The following is a 19,920-nucleotide window of genomic DNA, read 5'->3' as shown; positions in this document are numbered from 1 at the left end:
ATTTATCCTAAAACCTCATGTTCCGAAACCGAAAAGCCCCGCAGGAAAGAAGAAGTGTCCATGCGCTTCCTGCCCTCCAGCTGCAGCTCCTTTACTGCCAGGCTGCCTTTGCCGGTCTGAATAAGCAGGGCGTCTTCTTCGATTCCCACAACCTGTCCCGGCTGAGTTCCAAAGCTTTCCTCTCTGACCTCTGACTTCCAGATTTTCAGTGTTTTTCCCTGCAGCTTTGTATATGCGCTGGGCCAGGGATTCAATCCCCGGATAAGCTGCTCAATTTCCTTTGCAGGCTTTCTCCAGTCAATGTTTCCCATTTTCTTGTCAATCATGGCAGCATATGGCGTAGTGCTCTCTTTCGGCTGCTTTTCTCTTACGGCGGTGCCGTTTTCTAACTGTTCCAATACTTCTGTACAGAGTTTGGCTCCTGCCTGGCTTAATTTATCAAACAGGCTGCCTCCGGTTTCGTCCGCTGCAATGGGAACTACAACTTTGTCTATCATGTCTCCCGTATCCAGCCCCTCGTCCATCTGCATAATGGTAACGCCGGATTCTTTATCTCCGTTAATCACGGACCACTGAATGGGCGCTGCCCCTCGGTAGGCAGGAAGAAGAGAAGCGTGTACATTGATACAGCCGTATTTTGGCATTTCCAGGATTTCCTTTGTAATAATCTGTCCAAAGGCCGCCACTACAATTACATCTGGAGCGATTTTCCTTAACGTTTCCACAAATTCCGCTTCCCGCACTTTTTTCGGCTGGTAAACAGGAATTTCGTGTTTTAACGCTACTTCCTTCACCGGTGTGGGCATCAGGGTTTTCCCTCTGCCCTTTGGCTTATCCGGCTGTGTCACTACCCCGGCTACTTCGTGTCCGGCTTTGATGATTTCCTCCAGAGTTCCCACTGCGAAATCCGGAGTTCCCATAAAAACTACTCTCATTCGTCGTCCTCCTCATAACTCGTGCGGTGAAGTTCACCCTCTACCAGTTCTGTATACAGTCTGCCATGGAGATGGTCTGTCTCATGACAGATAGCTCTGGCCAGCAGTTCCTCTCCCTCTAAGATATATTCCTCCATGTTTTCGTCCAAGGCTCTTACTTTTACATGGTTTGGACGTGTGACCGTTCCGGACATACCCGGAACGCTTAAGCAGCCCTCATCTCCTGTCTGGGAACCGGAAGTCTCTATAATTTCCGGGTTAATCAGCACCAATGGGTCTTCCCCTGTGGTGTCAATGACTACAATCTGCTTTAAAACTCCTACCTGAGGGGCTGCCAGTCCTACGCCGTAAGCCTCGTACATAGTGTCAAACATATCATCAATGAGTTCCTGGATTTTCGGTGTCATTTTCTCTACTTTTCTACATTCCTTTGTTAAAATGCTGTCGCCTTCTGTTCTGATTTTTCTGATTGCCATTTCTATTCTCCTTTGGATTTTCTAAACGTTAAAATCAAATTGTATATAAATATTCTGAAAGCCTTTATTGACCGCAATATATTTTTCCAGAGCGTCTTTTAGTTTTACCAGAATTTCCCGGTCCTTGTGGCGCATATAAAGCACCATTTTGTAATAATCCTGCACCTTCGATACCGTTTCCGGCGCCGGTCCGATGAGAACCAAATCTTCTTTTGGATAGATACGCTTTACGTATTTCCGGCAGTAAGACATGGCCTCTTTTAAAAGGGCTTCGTCTGTACAGGCTCCTCTGACGGCCGCCATAGCCGCTGCAGGCGGATAATCCATAAGCATCCGGTAACGGATTTCCTGCTGGTAAAAGTCCTCATAATTCTGGGTCTGTGCTGCCAGAATACTGTAGTGTTCCGGATGGTACGTCTGAATCACCGCTTCTCCGGCCCGCTGTCCTCTGCCAGCCCTTCCCACAGCCTGCAAAAGCAGCTGGAATGTCTTTTCTGCTGCCCGGTAGTCCTCGCTGCACAGGGATAAATCTGCTGCAAGAGCCCCCACCAGAGTCACATTGGGGAAATCATGACCTTTTACAATCATCTGCGTGCCAATTAAGATATCCGCTTCCCCTCTGGCAAACGCAGCCAGAATCTTTTCATGGTCATCTTTCTTCTTTGTGGTGTCCGCATCCATGCGCAGCACCCCGGCTCCCGGAAAACTTTTCTGCAAAAGAACTTCTATCTGCTGGGTTCCTGCCTTAAAGCCGCCGATATAGGGCGAACCGCACACCGGACACTTGCTCACATCCCAGGTTTCGTAACCGCAGTAATGGCAGATAAGCCTTCCATTTCTGTGGGAGGTCAAAGAGACATCACAGTGAGGACATTTCATCACATGTCCGCAAGAACGGCAGCTGACAAATCCCGTATATCCTCTCCTGTTGAGAAACAACATGACCTGTTCCTTCCTCTGCAGTCTGTCCCGGATTTTTTCTGTCAGAACACTGCTGAACATGGAACGGTTTCCCGTCTTTAATTCTTCCTTTAAATCCACCACAAAAACCTGGGGAAGCCGGCTGCCGCCGTAACGCTCTTCCAGATACAAGAGTTTATATTCTCCTGTCTTTCCCTTATAATAGCTTTCCACACTGGGAGAAGCCGACCCCAGCACCACATGGGCGCCTTCCATTTCCCCCCGGCGGATTGCCGTTTCCCTGGCATGGTAACAAGGTGTCTTCTCACTTTTATAGGAATCTTCGTGTTCTTCATCGATAAGAATCAGGCCCAGATTGGGAAAGGGCGTAAACAGGGCGGAACGGGGACCGATGACAATGGAAACCTCCCCTTTTTTCGCCCTTTCAAACTGGTCAAAACGCTCCCCTTTGGAAAGCCGGGAATTTATCAGAGACACACAGTCGCCAAAGCGCCGATAAAACCGGGACACATTCTGATAGGTCAGGGCAATTTCCGGAATCAGCACAATGACCTGCTGTCCTTGTTCCAACACATGGGTAATGAGTTCCATGTAAACTTCCGTTTTTCCGCTTCCCGTCACCCCTTTTATGAGACAGGGACGGGGATGTTCCGTTTCCCATTCTGCAAAAATTTCCCTGCACACCTCTTTCTGCGCCGGGCTCAGAGGAGAGATTTCCAGATTTTTTCTGTCTTCCCCTTTGAAAACCGGATTTCTATAATCCCGCTCCCGCTCTATCTTAAGAAGGCCTTTTTCCTCCAGTCCCCGTATAACTGAAGCCGTAATTTTCAATTCTGCCGCAGCATAGGTGTATTCCAGTGTTTTCTTTTCCATTAATGCCTGCAAAAGCCGTTCTTTTGCTTTGTAATGTTTTCTCCTGTACTCTTCCAGAAAAGGTATACAAGCCTCTTCCGGCGCTGCCAGACAAAGGTATCTCTTCTCCTTTGCCGTTTCTTTTTCCTTGACGGGAAGAACGGTTTTTAATGCCTGATTCATGGTAGAGCCGTACTGCCGGGCAATCCATCCTGCCAGGGAAATGAGGCGGGATTCAATTTCCATGCCCCGGTCTTCCACAGCCAGAATTGCTTTGATTCTGTCCGGCTCGATTTTGGGTTCTTCGGAAAGTCCGATGACATAACCTGTCAGCTCTCTTCCCCCGTTTCCAAAGGGAATCCGCACCCGCTTTCCGATTTCCACCTGTCCCTGCAGTTCTTCCGGTATTTCATACTGGAAACTTTTGTCCAGCTTCTCCTGGGAAATGTCTACGATAATATCTGCATAAATCCTGCTCATTTATTTTTTCTGTCTTCTTCCAGAATTTCCTGTATCAGCACACGCTCATCCATAGGATATTTCTTGCCTTTTATTTCCTGGTAATCCTCATGGCCTTTTCCGGCCAGCACCACAATATCCCCCGGCTGTCCGTGGTGAATGGCATAGGCAATGGCTTCCTTCCGGTCAATGATTTCCACATACTCTCCTGTGGTTTTGCCAATGCCCACCTTAATATCGTTGATGATTTCCTGAGGGTCTTCGTCTCTTGGATTGTCAGAGGTAATAATGGTAAGGTCTGCCAGTTTCCCGGACACCTCTCCCATTTCATATCTGCGCAGCTTCGAACGGTTGCCTCCGCAGCCAAAAAGACATACCAGACGGTTTGGCCGGTATTCTTTCAGTGTCACCAGAAGACTTTCCAGACTCATGGCATTGTGTGCATAATCAATCATCAGAGTAAACGCATCGGAAACCTTCACCATTTCAATTCTGCCTTTTACCTTTGCGTTTTTCAGGGCTTTCTGAATGTTTTCTTTGGAAACACCGAAATGACGGCAGACAGCAATGGCAGTCAGCGAATTGTACACACTGAATTTACCCGGCAGGTCGATTTCCACCGGAAAATCCAGAAGTCCCTTTAAGTCATAAGCAATGCCAAGAGTTCCCTTGCCCGTTACCAGTCTGGTGTTCTCCGCTCTCAAATCCGCCTTTTCGGAAAAACCAAAGGTTTCCACCTGACAGGTATGACCTTCTAAAATCTGGGCTAAATGCGGGTCATCTCCATTAAAAATGCCTACCTTGCACTGTTGGAACAAAAGAGATTTGCAGTGCATATAATCTTCAAAATCCTTGTGCTCATTGGGCCCGATATGGTCTGGCTCAATGTTCGTGAAAATACCGATATCAAAGGTAAATCCTGCGGTGCGGTGCAGCATCAGTCCCTGGGAGGAAACCTCCATGACCACACTGTCACAGCCCGCCTCTGCCATTTTTGCAAAGTATTCCTGCACCAGATAGGATTCGGGTGTAGTATTGGCAGAAGGAATGCGGGTGTCTCCAATAACGGTTTCTATGGTTCCGATAAGCCCGGTCTTATGTCCCGCATTTTCCAGAATGGATTTTACGAGATATGTTGTGGTGGTCTTTCCCTTCGTACCTGTAATTCCTATGGTTTTCAGCTTTGCGGCCGGGTAATCAAACCAGGCTGCCGCAATACAGGCCATGGCATAACGGCTGTCTTTTACCCGGATAACCGTCACATCCTTTGGCACATCTACTTCGTCCTGCACCACCAGTACCGCAGCGCCTTTTTCCGCAACGGAAGCTGCATAGCTGTGTCCGTCTGACACTGCCCCCTTAATACAGAGAAACAGCGACCCCGGCTCTGCCTTTCTGGAATCATATACCACGCTGGTGATTTCTTTATCTGTTGTACCCTGGAGACATTGGTACTCCACATGTTCCAGTAAGTCTGTTAATTTCTTCATGTTTACATTCCCCTTTCGATTCTGTCGGGTAATTTTTTGTCTTACTATTTAGGATAACATAAAAACAGGCAAAGGGGCAAGCCCTTCGCCTGTTTCTAACTGCATATTTATAGATTTTTCAGATTTTGGAAAATGCCTTTTTTAATCCGTGCATAGGACTTTAAAACAGCCTCCTTTGTACTGCACTCAATGGTGTAGGTCATCTCTTTTCTTTCCCTAAGAGCGTCCCAAATACTGTCCCAGGGAATCTTGCCTTCTCCCACAGCCAGATGAGCATCCCTGTCTCCGCAATTATCATGCACGTGCACATGTGTCATATCCTCTTTTAGATTGTGGCACCACTCCCGTACCGAAATTTCGGAATAGCGGTTGGCATGTCCCACATCCAGACATAAGTGAAAGTTCTCCTTTCCCACCCTCTGCACCATATCCTTTAAAGGTTTCCAGGTTCTGTCAAAGACATTTTCCACAACCACGTCTATGTCTCTTCTGTCTTCCAGAAACTCCCCGAAAAAATCTGCCATTCGCTCTGCCCAGCCAATGAGCAGGTAAGCGTCCGGATACAGACCGGAATGGTACACGATTTTCTCTGCTCCCAGTTCTCTTGCTGCCTCATACGCCTGGGCAAAACGCAGTTTCGTGACTCTGGCAATCCCACTGTCATAAGTCATGGGGTTTAAGTCTAGAAAAGGACCGTGCAAGGTCAGCCTGTCTGCACCCATAAAAGCCAGCCGCTTTTTATAGGAAGCAATGTGTGCGGATAAGGAATCCAGATTTTCGGAAATGGAAAATTCAATGCTTTCCACTCCTGCCCCGGTTTGAGCGATTACTTCCTGCATTTCTTCATCTGGTAAAAGATGGCTGATATAAATCATGGCTCTGCCTCCTGTCTTCTCCTGTCACTCTCCGGTTTTACTCAAATGTTCCCCAAGCGTGAAATTCGCCCTCTTCAAAAAGGCTGTCCACGGCCTCCATATAATCAGAAAGCTTCTGTGATTTCTTGATTTTCTTCATCTGCTTCTTATTCTCTTCAAAAAGATGTCCCATATAAAACCACAGTTCCTTCATTTTAAACAGGACGTTTCTGTCCCCGCTCATTACCGTTTCATATTCCCGGCACAATGCGTCGTGAAACTCCCGCAATTCCTGTTTTTCCAGCATTTTTCCACCCTGCAGTTCCCGCACCAATGCCGGATTCACCAGAAGGCCTCTGCCCAGCATACAGATATCCGCCTGGGGAAACTCGGTTTCAAACGCCTTACATTTTTCCAAATCAAACAAATCTCCGTTATAACAAACAGGATTTGCGCTGTTTTTTATCGCTTCTGCGAAAACTTCCCGATTGGGCGTATTCCGGTAATAATCCGTCTGTACCCTTGGATGGATAATCAGTTCCTTCAAAGGGTACTGGTTATAAATACGCAGAAGCCGGACAAACTCTTCCGGGTCCTCTTTTCCGATTCTGGTTTTTATGGAAATTTCCAGACAGGGCTTCTGAAAAACCTCGTCCAGAAACCGTTTTAAATCTTCCGTATATTCCAGAAAACCTGCTCCTTTTTTCTTCGCTGTCACCGTGCCGGAGGGGCAGCCGAGATTGAAATTGACTTCCCGGTATCCATAGCTTTCCAGCTCTTTTTCCACACGAATAAAATCCTCCGCCCGGTTGGTGAGAATCTGCGGTACCACATACATCTGAGGATTGTTTTTTGGCAGAATATCCCGGATTTCCCGGTCTGTCAGTACTTTTTTCGGGCCTGGGGAGAGAAACGGGGTAAAGTATTTATCGATTCCCGAAAAAAATTTGTGGTGCACGCTTCGGTACACGTATCCTGTAATTCCCTCCATAGGGGCAAAATAATACTTCATGTACTGCTCTCCTGTTTTCTTAAAATCTCTTTGGGCGCTTCAATTTCCGCTGCCAGTGTATGTTCTGTTAATTCAGATAAAAGTTTCAGCTTCCGGTTCAGCATGGGACGCATACAATTCGGCACATGCTCCTGATGAGCCCGGTGTATGGTTACACATTCCCTGCAGTTTCCATGATAGCCACAGGCCTTCTGGCAGGGACAGTGGTCTTTATCTTTGTAAGCTTCCCGGAATTCTGCGACAAATTCTTCCTGTAATTTCAGCCCCTCCCTGCGGTTTCCTTTGTGAAATTCTTCCATGGCCGCAAGTTCTTTGGGGTGATTCTCTATCTGCATGATATCCCTCCAACTCTTTCTTACTTTTTTACGTCAAAAGTATAGCACAGTTTCTTCACTTTTAAAACTTCTCTCATCGTCTTTTTACACCTCCAGTTTCCTGTACAAATTTTCTAAGATTGTTCTCACATGGTAAATCCCATCTTCTATCTCTTCTCTGGCATCTGAAATTTTATTCTGCACCAGATAATCCGCCACAAAACCGTCGAAAACGAAATCCGCAAAAGTAAGAAAGCAAGTACCTGTGAAAGAGGTATCAGAAAAAAGAAAAAGACTCTTATCATGACCTCTGCCACAATAAAAGTCTTGCTTTCTCATTTACTACGGGTATCTTTCGATACCGGATGACGGTTACAAAACCATCTTTTACTTTTGCTAAAAAAATCACAGAAGGAACGGAAAGTCAAATCCGTTTTTCTCATACAATTCCAAACCAGAACAGAAACCAGGCGTACTCCCTGTCCAAGTGCAATTTATCTGCAATTTCCCCGATTTCCATTCCTTTTCCCAACTGTTTTCGGATTCGCTCTATGTCCTGTTCCATAGGATTTAAAAAATTCGTTTCATTCGCGAAAGAATTTTTCATAAACTTCCTCCGTGGGCATATTCTCTCCGGTAAAAATCCGGAAAGCTGCTTCCCCCTGACGAAGAAGCATACCGATACCGCCCAGTGCGATTTTGCACCCTGCTGCCTGCGCTTCCTGCAGCATTTTTGTCTCTCTTGGGTTATAAACAGCGTCTGCAACCACAAGATTTTCTCTGAATACCCTGGTATCTTTAATCAGAGATTCCTCTTCCATCGGTTTCATACCCACCTTGGTTGCGTTCACAAGAATATGGCTTTCCCCAATTTTTTCATATAATTTCTGTTCATCCTCCAAAGGATATACGTTTACTTTTACACCGGGAACGCGCTCTTCAATTTTCTTTGCTGTATTTTCTGCATTTGCATAAAATTCGTCCCTGCGGTTAAAAATGTGAATTTCTCTGGCACCTTCCAAAGCAGACTGCACCTGAATAGCTGTAGCGGCGCCGCCTGCTCCCATCACCGTCATCACCTTATCTTTTACATCCACACCATGTTCTTTCAGATTTTTCACAAATCCTATGCCATCTGTGTTATGTCCGTAAAGCTTTCCGTCCTTTATCACCATGGTGTTGCAGGGCATAGTCACATTGAAGCCGCTGCAGCCAAGGGTTTTCAAACCATTGACAGCAGCCTCGGTTTCTTCCAGCTTTACATCAAAAGCCAGATACGCACAGTTCAGATTTGTCTTCTGAAAGCTGTAATTGTACATAGCCGGAGAACCGGAGTGTCCTACCGGAGAGCCGATAAGACAAAAAAGTTCTGTTTTTCCATTGATTTCCATATGTATGCTCCTTTCTAAATTGACATCGCCGCTTTGAGGGCTTCATCGGTGGCATCCAGAGCCCTGCGCGCACGGACTGCGTCGCCTATCACAACGACTTCTTTGACAATATCTTTTATCGCTTCACTCAGTACTTCATGATTGCGGTATCCCATGGCAAGCACCACACTATCCATGTTCTCGACACGGCCTTCCGTTCCGTCTTCCAGAACATAGGAAACACCGTCTTCATAAAAGCCTGTCACTTTTGCCCCTGTAATTCCCTCTACCTGGTATTCTTTCAGTTCTTTCATAAGGAATTTTTTATGCTCAGGAATCACATCTGCTCCCAGTTCACTCCGCAGCTCGATAATGGATACCTGATGTCCCAGTTCCCCGAGAAAATCTGCCACTTCGCAGCCGACCATGCCGCCGCCGACTACCAGCACACGTTTTCCAGGTTTTACTTTCCCTTCCAGCACATCCGCTGCATGGACTGCCTTTTCGATTCCCGGAATCGGAAGCACCAGAGGATTGGAGCCGGTTGCCACAATCACTGCATCCGGATTTTTCTCGCGAATCAGTTCCGGTGTTGCCGGTGTATTGGTTTCGATTTTTACACCCTGGGCTTTACAGTTATTGATATACCCGCAAATCATGCCATTGATACATCCTTTTCCCGGAGGATAAGCCGCCAGACGCATATTTCCGCCCAGCTTCTATTTTTCTTCGTATAAGGTAACATTATGTCCCCGAAGTGCACAGATATAGGCAGCATACAGTCCTCCCGGACCTCCGCCGATAACCGCCACGTCTTTTTTCTGCTCTGCGGGAAACAGTTCCATTTCCCTTCCCACAAGAGGGTTCACCAGACAGGTAATAGCCTCTCCTTTAAACATATGAGGCACACAGCCCTGCAGGCATCCGATACAAGGCAGAAGCAAATCCAGTTTTCCGTCTTTTGCCTTTTGGGGAAGATTAGGGTCTGCAATGCTCTGGCGTCCAAAAGCAACCAAATCCGCTCTTCCTTCCTCCACCATCAGTTCTGCATACTGAGGCTCTGTATAACGTCCTACCGTAATCACCGGAATATGTTTCCGTCACGCAGTTTGCGCTGAAGCCTTCGTGAAGAGCGCTTGGCGCCCACATATATTCATCGTGAAGATGTACGGCTCTGGATACATGCAGGGCGTCCACACCACACTCTTTCTCCAGATAAGAAGCCACGGCTGCCGCGTCCTGAGGAGTCTGTCCTCCCAAAACATCATCAGAGGCATTGATTCTGCAGATAACTGCCAGCGCCTTTCCCGCTTTTTTTCGGATATTTTCAATAATTAACCTGGCCAGACGCATACGGTTTTCAAAACATCCGCCAAATTCATCCTGCCGTTTATTCGTTCTTTCGGAAATAAAAGAACTTACAAGATACCCATGGGCGCAATGCACTTCCACGGCATCTGCTCCTGCTTTCTTTGCTCTCAGGGCCGCGTCGCCGTAAGCCTCAATCAACCGGTAAAGCTCTTCTGTGGAAATCTCTTCCGGTATCTCTGTCTTTACGGAAGCCGGAATCGCACTTGCTGATTTCAACGGATATCCGGTTACTTTTGAATTTCCCTCCGGTCCTGCGTGCTGCAGCTGAATGGATACCTTTGCTCCTGCCTGATGACAGGCGGCAATGGCCGCCTTAAAGCTGCCCACCGTATCGTCTGAGAACAGACAAGGCTTTCTGGGGCCGCCTTTTGCCTGTTCGTAAACCACCGTAGCTTCAAAGGTAATCAGTCCGAAGCCGCCTTTCGCTCTTGCTTCATAATATGCGATGGAACGTTCGCTCATTTTTCCATCTGTATTTGCAAAGTTATTTCCCATGGGACACATAACAAAACGGTTGGGAATTGTTACGTTTCCGATTTTGATTGGCTGAAACATTGCTTCAAATTTCATCTCTTATCCTCCTCCGTAAAAAACTTTCATGACTATGTGGCAGAACATTATACGGATAACTCAGATAAACAACACGCTTAAAAAGCAGCCATCTCCGCTTTGGAGACGACTGCTTTTTCCTTTTTATGCTGCTTTTTGTACATTTCTTCTCATACCGTTTTTCTTCTTCCTGCTTCTTCTCTTGATTTTTACTTTATCCAGAAACAGCAGAAAACCTCCTCCGCCGGTGAGAAGCAGTCCTGCGGTTTTTCCCGGCGCTCTGTATGCAATGGTAATGGTATGGTTTCCCTTGGGAACCTGGGCACCCAGAAAAGCAGTATTTACCTTTTCGGTCTGTACTTCTTTCCCGTCCACATATACCCGGAAATGTTTGTCAAAGGGAAGGCTGGTAATCAGATATCCTGCCCTGGATGTCTCCACTTTCCCAGTCAGTTGGTTATCTTCTATGGAAACCTGTTCCAGCGGATTTTGATACAGCTTTTTGGAATTTGCCTGCAGGCTTTCCAAATTGCCCCCATAGGCCTTCAGATTGCTGATTTCATAATGTCCTTTTCCCAGAATCAGCGTAACCTGCCGCTTCTCCATATCCGGCTGCACCGTAAAGGAAAAATCTCTGTTATGATTTGCATATTCATGATTTTCTGCGGTCAGACGGTTTGTCTGTCCCTGGAGACGTATGTATACATCCTGGTTGGGCTTTTTGTTTGTAAGCCTGAAAGAAAGAGCCAGCAAATCCTGGTTTTCTCCCAGGCTGTCGAGGGGTATCGTCAGCTGCAGTTCTTCCTTTGCCTCCACTTCCCAGCCATAGTCTGTTTTCTCAATCTTTCCTTTCTTTGTGTTTTGTTCCGGTATGGAAAACCCACAGGCTGACATGGACTCTAAGGTTTCCCCCTGTTTAGCCGTACTGTCTGCGTTCTTCACCACGGCTTTCTGCAGAAGCGCTGTCTGATTTTCCGGAAAATGCAAAGTACGGTACGCTTCTTCTCCCATGGTGTCCGAAGTCACATAGGCCAGAGGAGATACCGATTCATTCACATACAGATTGCCGTCTTTTCCCTCTTTGAGAAGCTGATAGCCGGCCGGCGCTTTTTGACCGGTGACATATTTTACTCCCATAAGCTGCAAAAACAGAGGATTGTCGGAGACCGCCTGCATCATAGAGTTTCGGAAATGCTGATTGAGCCCAAAGGTTTTGTTTCTAAATTCCATATAATCCTCATTGTAAGCGGAAGAATACATGGAGGTTACATTCTGCCGGATATCCCGGATACGGTCAATATCCGCCAGTTCCTCTGCCCCTCCTGCCTGTTCTTCCATGCGGTACCAGCCCGTGTCTTCCTCCAAAATTTCCTTCATAGCTTTGGTGACATCTGTTTGCACCGTCTTTTCGTAAGTTTCTGCCGGAATCATATTGGCGCTGTTTTTGTTCACCATCCATCCGGAAAAAAACAGAATCAGGCAGGCTCCAAACACAGGAAGCGGATAGCGGTTAAATTTCAGATACACCAGATACAAGAGCAGCATAAGCGCACAGTCTGCCAGAGCCGGCAGCCAGTATTGCCGGAATCCCGCAGTATCACGCTGTATGCAGATAAAGGCTGCGGCGGCCAGATAAGGCAGAATATGGAACGCCATGCGCCGCTTATTCTTTATCCATGCGGTACGTTTCAATTCCTGTATATACCTGGCAATTTCCAGAACCACCAGGGGCAGAAAAGGAATAAAGACCTTGTCTTTTACATACAGCCCGCCGTTTAAAATCCAGCCAAAGACCGGCACTGTGAACAGAATCACCAGGCCCAGAGAAAGCAGGCGGTCCTGTCTCCTGCTTCCCGGAAAAATATTCCCCAAAAGCGCTACAATGCCAAGAGCAGACATCCCCACTCCATAAGGGCTGTAAAGCAGCCGCAGAGGAGACATAAGCGTCCAGGATAAACTCGAAATCCCGCCTCCTCCTGACTGCCCTCTGGAGGACAGCACCAAAGCGGTAGGAACCAGCAGGATTCCGCAGATACAGACGCAGAGAAACAAAACACCAGCCGTCCTCGTTCCTCTTTGGAACATTTTCACTCCCGTTTTCTTCCAGTTCTCCCTGCGCTCAAATTTTGTCAGTACATAGAGCATAATGGCAGCCATGCCTCCGATACTGAAGTAAAAACTCGTCAGAATCATGCCGCACACCCCTGCAATCACCAATCCTTTTTTCCGCTTTTGGCAATAGGCGTCCACCCCCAGCAGCGCCAGACATAAAAAAGGCATATAATTCACAAACATCAGCTGATTATAAGAGTGATACAAAAGTGGTGTCGCCAGGGTAAATAAAACGGCTGCTGCCCTTGACAGAACCCGGTCGGAAAGATTTCTTTTCAGCCATTGGTAGAAAAGAAAGGAGGAGGCTGAAAAAGAAAGTATGCTGGTGAACATAATATAATGGTCCATTTCCACAAAAGGCAGAAGATAGGAAAGCAGAATCACCGGGCTGAACAGTCCGTAATAGGAAAAATTGTAAATATTCTGCCCGCCTCCCAGGTTCCACGCAATATCCGGAAACAAATCTCCGGTTGCGTAAAACCTCTGCCGGAAGTAATCAGGAATGACGCTGTGCTGGCTAATCCAGTCTACCTTTGAGCCGAAAACGCCATACTGCATAACAAACAGCCAGCACAATACCCAGGTTCCCAGTATCAGTACAATTCCCGTAAGGTCAAATATTCTTTTTTTCATGATGTTTTCCTTTCTGTCTCTTTTACGACCCCCATTATAACAGCAAAAAGCGACTTTTTTTCTATAAAAATTCTGATATTTTTCTTAAGTTTTTTTTAATTTCCTGTTTTTCATACCTTATCAAACCATAAAAATGCGTCCAAAAACAGCAACACCTGCTTTCAGACGCAAATCAAACTCTTATTTTCTTTTTAAAAACCACAGTACCATGACCGCGCAGTAACACAACGCAAATCCCCATGCCATGGGATTTGCAAAACAGACGGCAGTAAATCCAGCTCCGCTTACCGCTATCCAGCCTCCCAGGCCTCTTCCTGCCAGTTCCCAGATACCGGATAAGACGGCATGTCCTGCATATCCCATACCCTGCAGCACGTTCCTGAATATCATCAAAAGCCCGTGAAGAAGAAACAGGCAGCTGCAAATCATCAGATATTTTTCTGCATTCCGGGCAACCTGTATACTGCCGCTGCCCAGCACAAGCTGTACCAGAATCCCTTTCATCAGAAGTAAAATCACCCAGACTACCGCGCAGTAGAGCGCCTGTATGACTATACCGTCCCGAATTCCTCTTTTAATTCTGTCCATACGGCCGGCGCCGAAGTTCTGCCCTGCATAAGTTGCCATGGCCATTCCTATGCTTTCCATAGGCAGCGTAAACATCTGGCGGATTTTTTCTCCTGCCGTCTGCGCTGCCACAGCTCCACTGCCCAGGATGTTAATGGCGTCCTGCAAAAGAATGGCCCCTACTGCTGATACGGAATACTCCACCCCCATAGGCAGTCCGATTATGCAAAGCTTTCTTATATGCCGAAAGGAAAGACTCATATCTTCTCTTCGGATTTCTATCAATTCCATGCGCCGAAACATCCACCAGGTATTCAAAAGCCCGCTGACAAGCTGGCTGATAACGGTAGCCGCTGCTGCTCCCTCCACACCTGTATGAAAATCTGTAATAAATACATAATCCAGTACAACATTTAAGATACTGGAAAACAGCAGGAAATAAAAGGGATGTCTGGAATCCCCCAGCGCCCGCAGCACACTGGCAGAATAGTTATACAGAATACTGGCCGGAATCCCCAAAAATAAAATACGAATATAGGATACTCCCATAGAAAAAATATTTTCCGGCGTATTCATAGCAGCCATAAGAGGCGCTGCCAGTATCACTGTTCCCACAGTCAACAGAACGCTGAAAAAACTTCCCACCCAGAATCCATTCCACAAGAAACGGTGCAGTTCCCTCTTCTCTCCTGCTCCAAAACTCTGGGCCAGAGGAATGCCAAATCCCACACAAGCCCCCTGTACAAACCCCAGAATGAGAAAATGCAGGGAATAGGTAGCCCCCACTGCTGCCAGAGCGTCAATACCCAGACACCGTCCTACAATCACGGTATCTGCAAAACTGTAAAGCTGTTGGAACATGGTTCCGAATACCAGGGGCAGGGCAAAGAGAAGAATCTGCTTTAACGGATGTCCCACCGTCAAATCCATACTTTTCTGTTTTTTGTTTTCGCTTGTTTTGATATCTTCCATTTTCATATTCTCCCAAATTTCTTTAAATTTTTCCCAACTGGTATTGTATCATTGACTTTTCTAAAGATAAAATATATGATTTCTATAGATTCATTTATTTTTACTATGAATTTTAGGAGGAACGCTCTTTATGACCTTGGAACAATTACGCTATTTTCAGGCAGCAGCCCGGCTGCAGCACATGGGAAAGGCCGCCCTGCAGGAAAACATTTCCCAACCCAGCCTCAGCATTGCCATAAAAAAACTGGAAACGGAATTTGGCGTCCCCCTTTTCAAACCAAACGGACGAGGCGTTGAGCTGACCTCACAGGGAAAAGCATTTCTTCCTTATGCGGACAGTATTCTTTTACAGGCCCAACAGGCCAAAAAACAGATGAACGCCTGTGCAGACAGCTTTAACGGCGAAATCCGGGTAGCTTATACTGCGTCCATGGCCTACGGCTACATTCCCCGGCTGTTTAAAAACTTTCTCTCCCAAGCCGGAAAAGCATATGTGATTTATTCAGATGAAATGCCCAGTGATGATATTGCCGCGGGACTAAAAAGCGGCCGGTTTGACTTAGGTATCTGTTCCAAAATAAAACCGGAGCCGGAGTTAGTACAGATTCCTCTTCTGTATCAGCCTCTGGTGGTGCTTTTGCCGGATACCAAAGCCTTTGCCCAGTGTTCTTTGGACCGCTTAGAAGACCTGTGTGCCTATCCCTTCGTATCCTACCGGAAGGATTATCCCATGTACCGCCAGATTTCCGCTCTCTTTCAGAGAGAAGGGCTGACACCTGCCATTACCCACTTCGCCTACAGTGAGGATGCCATTGCCCGCCTGGTGGAACAAGAACTGGGAATCTCCATTGTGGCTCAGACAGAATCTCTGTCTCAATACCGTGTCCGCACCATCCGTCCAAACTGGCTGAAAGAAGGCCGCCATATCTATCTCACCTTCCACCGCCTGCGGGTTCAGGGAGAAGGCGTGAAGAAAATGAAAGATTTTCTGAAAATTTTCACAGAACAATTCCCAACCCCATAAAAAAACTGCTGTGTCAGACACAGCAGTTTTTTTGATAACATTTTGAATTTTATTTAAAGTATTCCACACCGGACTCAAAGATCTTGATATCCTGTTCTCCGTAGATGTTCATGGCAACGCCGTCACCACGTCTTTCGGAATGTGCCATCTTACCAAGTACACGGCCGTCCGGGCTTGTGATACCTTCGATTGCACAGTAGGAACCGTTTACATTCCACTCTTCGTCCATAGTAATATTGCCGTTTACATCACAGTACTGTGTGGCAACCTGACCGTTTTCAAAGAGTTTTTTCAGCCACTCGTCATTGGCAACGAAGCGCCCCTCTCCGTGAGAAGCCGGGTTGGTGTAAACCTTTCCAAGCTCTGCTTTCTGCAGCCATGGGGATTTGTTTGTCACTACCTTTGTGTAAACCATCTTGGAAATATGACGTCCAATGGTATTAAAGGTCAGGGTTGGTGACTGTTCTGTCTGTCCCACGATTTCCCCGTACGGTACCAGTCCCAGCTTAATCAGCGCCTGGAAACCATTACAGATACCAAGGGCCAGACCGTCTCTCTCATTTAACAGCCGCATAACCGCTTCTTTGATTTTTGCATTCTGGAATGCGGTTGCAAAGAATTTAGCAGAACCGTCCGGTTCGTCACCTGCGGAAAATCCGCCTGGGAACATAATCATCTGGGCCTGGTCAATGGCTTTTTCAAAGGTCTCCACAGAATCGCGGATATCTGCTGCGTCCAGATTCTTAAATACTTTGGTAATGACTTTTGCACCTGCACGTTCAAAGGCTTTTGTACTGTCATATTCGCAGTTTGTACCCGGGAATACCGGAATAAATACCGTAGGCTGCGCAATCTTATGGGCACAGATGTGGATATCCTTTGTGTCGTAAACACCCTTGTCCATGCTTACCGTTGCATCGTCGGTCTCTGAACCGGAGCGTGTCTTAAACACTTTTTCCAGCGGCGCCTTCCAGGTTTCCAGAGCCTCTGCCATGGAAATGCTCATATCCTTGTACTCCATGGATGCGCGGTCTGTCACTTCACCAATCAGCGTATAGGTCATAGCCAGCTCGCCCACTTTGCCTTCTGCCACTTCACAGATAATATCGCCAAAGCCTGCGCCGAACAAGTCTCTTTCGTCCACATTCTGTTCTATTTTTACACCCATCTGATTACCAAATGCCATTTTGGAAACAGCCGCTGCAATACCCTGACGGTCTAAGGCATAAGCAGAAAGCACGCGGCCTGCCTGGATGTCCTCGTGAAGTTTTGCATACTGCTCTTTTAAGGCTTCAAAATCCGGCAAATCGTATTCTGCTTTCGGCATACGCAGCCATACCAGCTTGCTGCCTGCTTTTTTCAGTTCCGGTGTAATCACATCTTTCTGTTTTGCCACATCCACAGCAAAGGAAACCAGTGTAGGCGGTACATCAATTTCATTGAAGGTACCGGACATAGAGTCCTTGCCGCCGATAGACGGAAGTCCAAAGCCAAGCTGCGCTGCATAAGCACCCAGAAGCGCTGCGAACGGCTGGCTCCAGCGGTGTGCGTCTTCTGTCATTCTGCGGAAGTATTCCTGGAAGGTGAAACGGATTTTGCTGTAGTCTCCGCCTGCTGCCACGATTCTTGCCACAGATTCTGTCACTGCATAAACAGCGCCGTGGTATGGACTCCAGCTGGACAGGTATGGGTCAAAGCCGTAGCTCATCATAGTAACCGTTTCTGTCTTTCCGTTTAATACCGGCACTTTGGCTACCATAGCCTGTGTCTCCGTCAGCTGATATTTCCCGCCGTAAGGCATAAACACACTGCCTGCGCCGATGGAACCGTCAAACATTTCCACTAAGCCCTTCTGGGAACACTCGTTTAAGTCAGCAAGGGTATTCAGCCATTTTGTCTTCACATCTGAGACTTCTTCTGTATGCGCGAACAGATTTCCTTCTTTTCCCGGAATTTCCACATAGACATCGGTTTCCTGATGTGCGCCGTTGGTATCCAGGAATGCTCTGGACAAGTCAACAATGGTTTTTCCTCTCCAGTTCATCACCAGCCTTGGGCTTTCGGTAACTTCTGCCACCGGAATGGCTTCCAGGTTTTCTTCTTTTGCATAACCTAAGAAAGTTTCCACATCTTTCGGGTCAATGACAACGGCCATACGTTCCTGTGATTCGGAAATGGCAATTTCTGTTCCGTCCAGACCTGCGTATTTCTTCGGCACTTTATCCAAATCAATTTTCAGTCCTGCTGCCAGTTCGCCGATAGCAACAGACACACCGCCGGCACCGAAATCGTTACATTTTTTAATCAGATAGCTGACTTCTTCTCTTCTGAACAGTCTCTGAATTTTTCTCTCTGTGGGAGCATTTCCCTTCTGTACTTCTGCACCGCAGGTTTCGATGGATTCCTCTGTGTGTACCTTGGAAGAACCGGTTGCACCGCCGCAGCCGTCACGTCCGGTACGTCCGCCCAGTAAGATAATGATATCGCCCGGGTCAGAATTTTCACGGATAACAGCTCTTCTTGGGGCTGCACCTAAAACTGCGCCGATTTCCATACGTTTTGCCACATAATCCGGATGGTAAATTTCTTTTACATAACCGGTAGCCAGACCAATCTGGTTTCCGTAGGAAGAATAGCCGTGAGCAGCGCCGCGCACCAGCTTCTTCTGAGGAAGTTTGCCCTTCATGGTTTCTTTGACGGAAACCGTAGGGTCCGCCGCACCGGTTACACGCATGGCCTGATATACATAAGTACGTCCGGAAAGCGGGTCACGGATAGCGCCGCCAAGGCAGGTAGCTGCACCGCCGAATGGTTCGATTTCTGTAGGATGATTGTGTGTTTCATTCTTGAAGTTAATGAGCCACTCTTCTTCTTTTCCGTCTACATCTACCGGTACCACGATAGAGCAGGCGTTGATTTCATCGGATTCCTCCTGGTCCTGCAGCTTGCCTTCGGCTTTTAATTTCTTCATAGCCATAAGAGCCAGGTCCATGAGGCAGACAAACTTGTCGTCTCTGTCCTTGTAAATCACCTGACGGTCTGCCAGATATTTTTTGTAAGTTTCTTCGATGGGGGCTTTATAGTCTCCTTCGCCAAAGGTCACATGCTTCAATTCCGTAGAAAATGTGGTGTGACGGCAATGGTCAGACCAGTAAGTATCCAGTACGCGGATTTCCGTCATGGACGGGTCGCGTTTTTCTTCGTTTTTATAATAATTCTGAATATGCAGGAAATCTTTAAACGTCATAGCCAGATTCAGGGAATCGTATAATTCCTTTAAATCCGCCTCGGCCATGTCTGCAAATCCTTCGAAAATTTTCACATCTGCAGGTTCGTCAAAGTTTGTCACCAGAGTTTCCGGTTTTTCAGCCTCTGCTTCTCTGGAATCCACCGGGTTAATGCAGTGGTTTTTAATCGCTTCCAGTTCTCCGTCAGAAATGTTTCCTTCGATAACATAAGTGGTTGCGGAGCGGATAATCGGCTGCTCGTCCTCTTTTAAGAACTGTACGCACTGTACGGCTGAATCTGCTCTCTGGTCAAACTGTCCCGGCAGATATTCCACAGAAAATACCCGGTCTCCCTCTTTGCATTCAAAAGTTTCTTTAAATAAATCATCCACCGGAGGTTCGGAAAAGACACAGGTACATGCTTTTTCAAACACCTCTTCGGAAATATTCTCCACATCATAACGAATCAGCACACGGACGCCTGTAACGTCTTTAATTCCCAGGTAGCTCTCAATTTCGTGCTGTAATTCCTTTGCCTGCACGGCAAAATCTGCTTTTTTCTCAACATAGACACGCTTTACGCTGCTCATATTGACTCCTTTCTGCCCGATGGGGACAAATGGTATTTTTGCATTTCTTTTGCATTTCTATGGATAGTGTAGCATAGGAAACTTTATAAGTAAAATTAATATGACTAATATTTTTTATAAGTAAAACTTATGCATTGACATCTTCCTTTCCTCTTTATATAGTATACTTTGAAGTTTCTGTTTCCCATTCAT

The 19,920-nt window shown here is 46.8% G+C and carries 17 protein-coding genes; 1 reads left to right on the top strand and 16 read right to left on the bottom strand.

Annotated features, from left to right (window positions below; all coding sequences use genetic code 11):
- Nucleotides 1-2: 2 nt before the first annotated feature.
- The 15 genes from fmt to WBS51_RS00110 form a co-directional block, all read right to left on the bottom strand.
- Entirely contained in the window at nt 3-935 is a 933-nt protein-coding gene (gene fmt, locus WBS51_RS00180) for a methionyl-tRNA formyltransferase (RefSeq protein ID WP_173747238.1), read from the bottom strand.
- On the bottom strand, nt 932-1,411 hold the full coding sequence (gene def, locus WBS51_RS00175) for a peptide deformylase (protein WP_173747237.1): 480 nt from the start codon (nt 1,409-1,411) through the stop codon (nt 932-934). Before def ends, fmt begins: the two co-directional genes overlap by 4 nt.
- A 21-nt stretch (nt 1,412-1,432) precedes the next feature.
- The gene (gene priA / locus WBS51_RS00170) at nt 1,433-3,664 is read right to left on the bottom strand and encodes a replication restart helicase PriA (RefSeq protein ID WP_173747236.1); all 2,232 of its coding nucleotides are present in this window, start codon (nt 3,662-3,664) and stop codon (nt 1,433-1,435) included.
- Nucleotides 3,661-5,133, bottom strand: coding sequence for a UDP-N-acetylmuramoyl-L-alanyl-D-glutamate--2,6-diaminopimelate ligase (locus WBS51_RS00165; protein ID WP_173747235.1), 1,473 nt, complete (start codon nt 5,131-5,133; stop codon nt 3,661-3,663). Before WBS51_RS00165 ends, priA begins: the two co-directional genes overlap by 4 nt.
- A 107-nt stretch (nt 5,134-5,240) precedes the next feature.
- On the bottom strand, nt 5,241-6,008 hold the full coding sequence (locus tag WBS51_RS00160) for a sugar phosphate isomerase/epimerase family protein (protein WP_291682090.1): 768 nt from the start codon (nt 6,006-6,008) through the stop codon (nt 5,241-5,243).
- Nucleotides 6,009-6,045: 37 nt separating this feature from the next.
- Nucleotides 6,046-6,999 (bottom strand): tRNA dihydrouridine synthase, encoded by a 954-nt coding sequence (locus WBS51_RS00155; protein WP_291682089.1) that lies wholly within the window; start codon nt 6,997-6,999, stop codon nt 6,046-6,048.
- Nucleotides 6,996-7,334, bottom strand: coding sequence for an LPS biosynthesis protein (locus WBS51_RS00150; protein ID WP_173747232.1), 339 nt, complete (start codon nt 7,332-7,334; stop codon nt 6,996-6,998). The genes WBS51_RS00155 and WBS51_RS00150 overlap by 4 nt, the downstream gene beginning before the upstream one ends.
- A gap of 84 nt (nt 7,335-7,418) precedes the next feature.
- Entirely contained in the window at nt 7,419-7,652 is a 234-nt protein-coding gene (locus WBS51_RS00145; RefSeq protein ID WP_173747231.1) for a hypothetical protein, read from the bottom strand.
- Between the two features lie 100 nt (nt 7,653-7,752).
- Entirely contained in the window at nt 7,753-7,920 is a 168-nt protein-coding gene (locus WBS51_RS00140) for a hypothetical protein (protein ID WP_173747230.1), read from the bottom strand.
- On the bottom strand, nt 7,898-8,710 hold the full coding sequence (locus tag WBS51_RS00135; RefSeq protein ID WP_334295089.1) for a shikimate dehydrogenase: 813 nt from the start codon (nt 8,708-8,710) through the stop codon (nt 7,898-7,900). The genes WBS51_RS00140 and WBS51_RS00135 overlap by 23 nt, the downstream gene beginning before the upstream one ends.
- 8 nt (nt 8,711-8,718) lie before the next feature.
- Complete coding sequence (locus WBS51_RS00130; protein WP_330489588.1) at nt 8,719-9,387, bottom strand: FAD-dependent oxidoreductase; 669 nt, start codon at nt 9,385-9,387, stop codon at nt 8,719-8,721.
- A 15-nt stretch (nt 9,388-9,402) separates the two neighbouring features.
- Nucleotides 9,403-9,723, bottom strand: coding sequence for an NAD(P)-binding protein (locus WBS51_RS00125; protein WP_330489587.1), 321 nt, complete (start codon nt 9,721-9,723; stop codon nt 9,403-9,405).
- Nucleotides 9,662-10,624, bottom strand: a complete 963-nt coding sequence (locus tag WBS51_RS00120; protein ID WP_330489586.1) for an NADH:flavin oxidoreductase — start codon at nt 10,622-10,624, stop codon at nt 9,662-9,664. Before WBS51_RS00120 ends, WBS51_RS00125 begins: the two co-directional genes overlap by 62 nt.
- A 123-nt stretch (nt 10,625-10,747) precedes the next feature.
- Nucleotides 10,748-13,348, bottom strand: coding sequence for a YfhO family protein (locus tag WBS51_RS00115; protein ID WP_342694031.1), 2,601 nt, complete (start codon nt 13,346-13,348; stop codon nt 10,748-10,750).
- Nucleotides 13,349-13,528: 180 nt separating this feature from the next.
- Nucleotides 13,529-14,887, bottom strand: coding sequence for an MATE family efflux transporter (locus WBS51_RS00110; RefSeq protein WP_173747221.1), 1,359 nt, complete (start codon nt 14,885-14,887; stop codon nt 13,529-13,531).
- Nucleotides 14,888-15,017: 130 nt separating this feature from the next.
- Between WBS51_RS00110 and WBS51_RS00105 the strand changes: the two genes are divergently transcribed.
- Nucleotides 15,018-15,911: a LysR family transcriptional regulator gene (locus tag WBS51_RS00105; protein ID WP_173747220.1), complete on the top strand. Its 894-nt coding sequence runs from the start codon at nt 15,018-15,020 to the stop codon at nt 15,909-15,911.
- Between the two features lie 49 nt (nt 15,912-15,960).
- Here WBS51_RS00105 and WBS51_RS00100 read toward each other — a convergent pair whose 3' ends face one another.
- Nucleotides 15,961-19,728, bottom strand: a complete 3,768-nt coding sequence (locus tag WBS51_RS00100) for a phosphoribosylformylglycinamidine synthase (RefSeq protein WP_173747219.1) — start codon at nt 19,726-19,728, stop codon at nt 15,961-15,963.
- Nucleotides 19,729-19,920: the final 192 nt, after the last annotated feature.

This window comes from Blautia acetica (genome assembly GCF_038739805.1).
Classification (GTDB): domain Bacteria; phylum Bacillota; class Clostridia; order Lachnospirales; family Lachnospiraceae; genus Blautia.
Note: the sequence above shows the minus strand (reverse complement) of the source record. Positions and strands in the feature narration are given on the sequence as shown.

Bases quoted from the DNA above. Each gene is read 5' to 3' on its own strand.
- WBS51_RS00110 (WP_173747221.1), bottom strand. From the start codon at position 14,887: ATGGAAGATATCAAAACAAGCGAAAACAAAAAACAGAAAAGTATGGAT.
- fmt (WP_173747238.1), bottom strand. From the start codon at position 935: ATGAGAGTAGTTTTTATGGGAACTCCGGATTTCGCAGTGGGAACTCTG.
- WBS51_RS00155 (WP_291682089.1), bottom strand. From the start codon at position 6,999: ATGAAGTATTATTTTGCCCCTATGGAGGGAATTACAGGATACGTGTAC.
- WBS51_RS00150 (WP_173747232.1), bottom strand. From the start codon at position 7,334: ATGCAGATAGAGAATCACCCCAAAGAACTTGCGGCCATGGAAGAATTT.
- WBS51_RS00115 (WP_342694031.1), bottom strand. From the start codon at position 13,348: ATGAAAAAAAGAATATTTGACCTTACGGGAATTGTACTGATACTGGGA.
- WBS51_RS00120 (WP_330489586.1), bottom strand. From the start codon at position 10,624: ATGAAATTTGAAGCAATGTTTCAGCCAATCAAAATCGGAAACGTAACA.
- WBS51_RS00100 (WP_173747219.1), bottom strand. From the start codon at position 19,728: ATGAGCAGCGTAAAGCGTGTCTATGTTGAGAAAAAAGCAGATTTTGCC.
- WBS51_RS00125 (WP_330489587.1), bottom strand. From the start codon at position 9,723: ATGGTGGAGGAAGGAAGAGCGGATTTGGTTGCTTTTGGACGCCAGAGC.
- WBS51_RS00140 (WP_173747230.1), bottom strand. From the start codon at position 7,920: ATGAAAAATTCTTTCGCGAATGAAACGAATTTTTTAAATCCTATGGAA.
- WBS51_RS00130 (WP_330489588.1), bottom strand. From the start codon at position 9,387: ATGCGTCTGGCGGCTTATCCTCCGGGAAAAGGATGTATCAATGGCATG.
- WBS51_RS00105 (WP_173747220.1), top strand. From the start codon at position 15,018: ATGACCTTGGAACAATTACGCTATTTTCAGGCAGCAGCCCGGCTGCAG.
- WBS51_RS00165 (WP_173747235.1), bottom strand. From the start codon at position 5,133: ATGAAGAAATTAACAGACTTACTGGAACATGTGGAGTACCAATGTCTC.
- priA (WP_173747236.1), bottom strand. From the start codon at position 3,664: ATGAGCAGGATTTATGCAGATATTATCGTAGACATTTCCCAGGAGAAG.
- WBS51_RS00160 (WP_291682090.1), bottom strand. From the start codon at position 6,008: ATGATTTATATCAGCCATCTTTTACCAGATGAAGAAATGCAGGAAGTA.
- WBS51_RS00145 (WP_173747231.1), bottom strand. From the start codon at position 7,652: ATGAGAAAGCAAGACTTTTATTGTGGCAGAGGTCATGATAAGAGTCTT.
- def (WP_173747237.1), bottom strand. From the start codon at position 1,411: ATGGCAATCAGAAAAATCAGAACAGAAGGCGACAGCATTTTAACAAAG.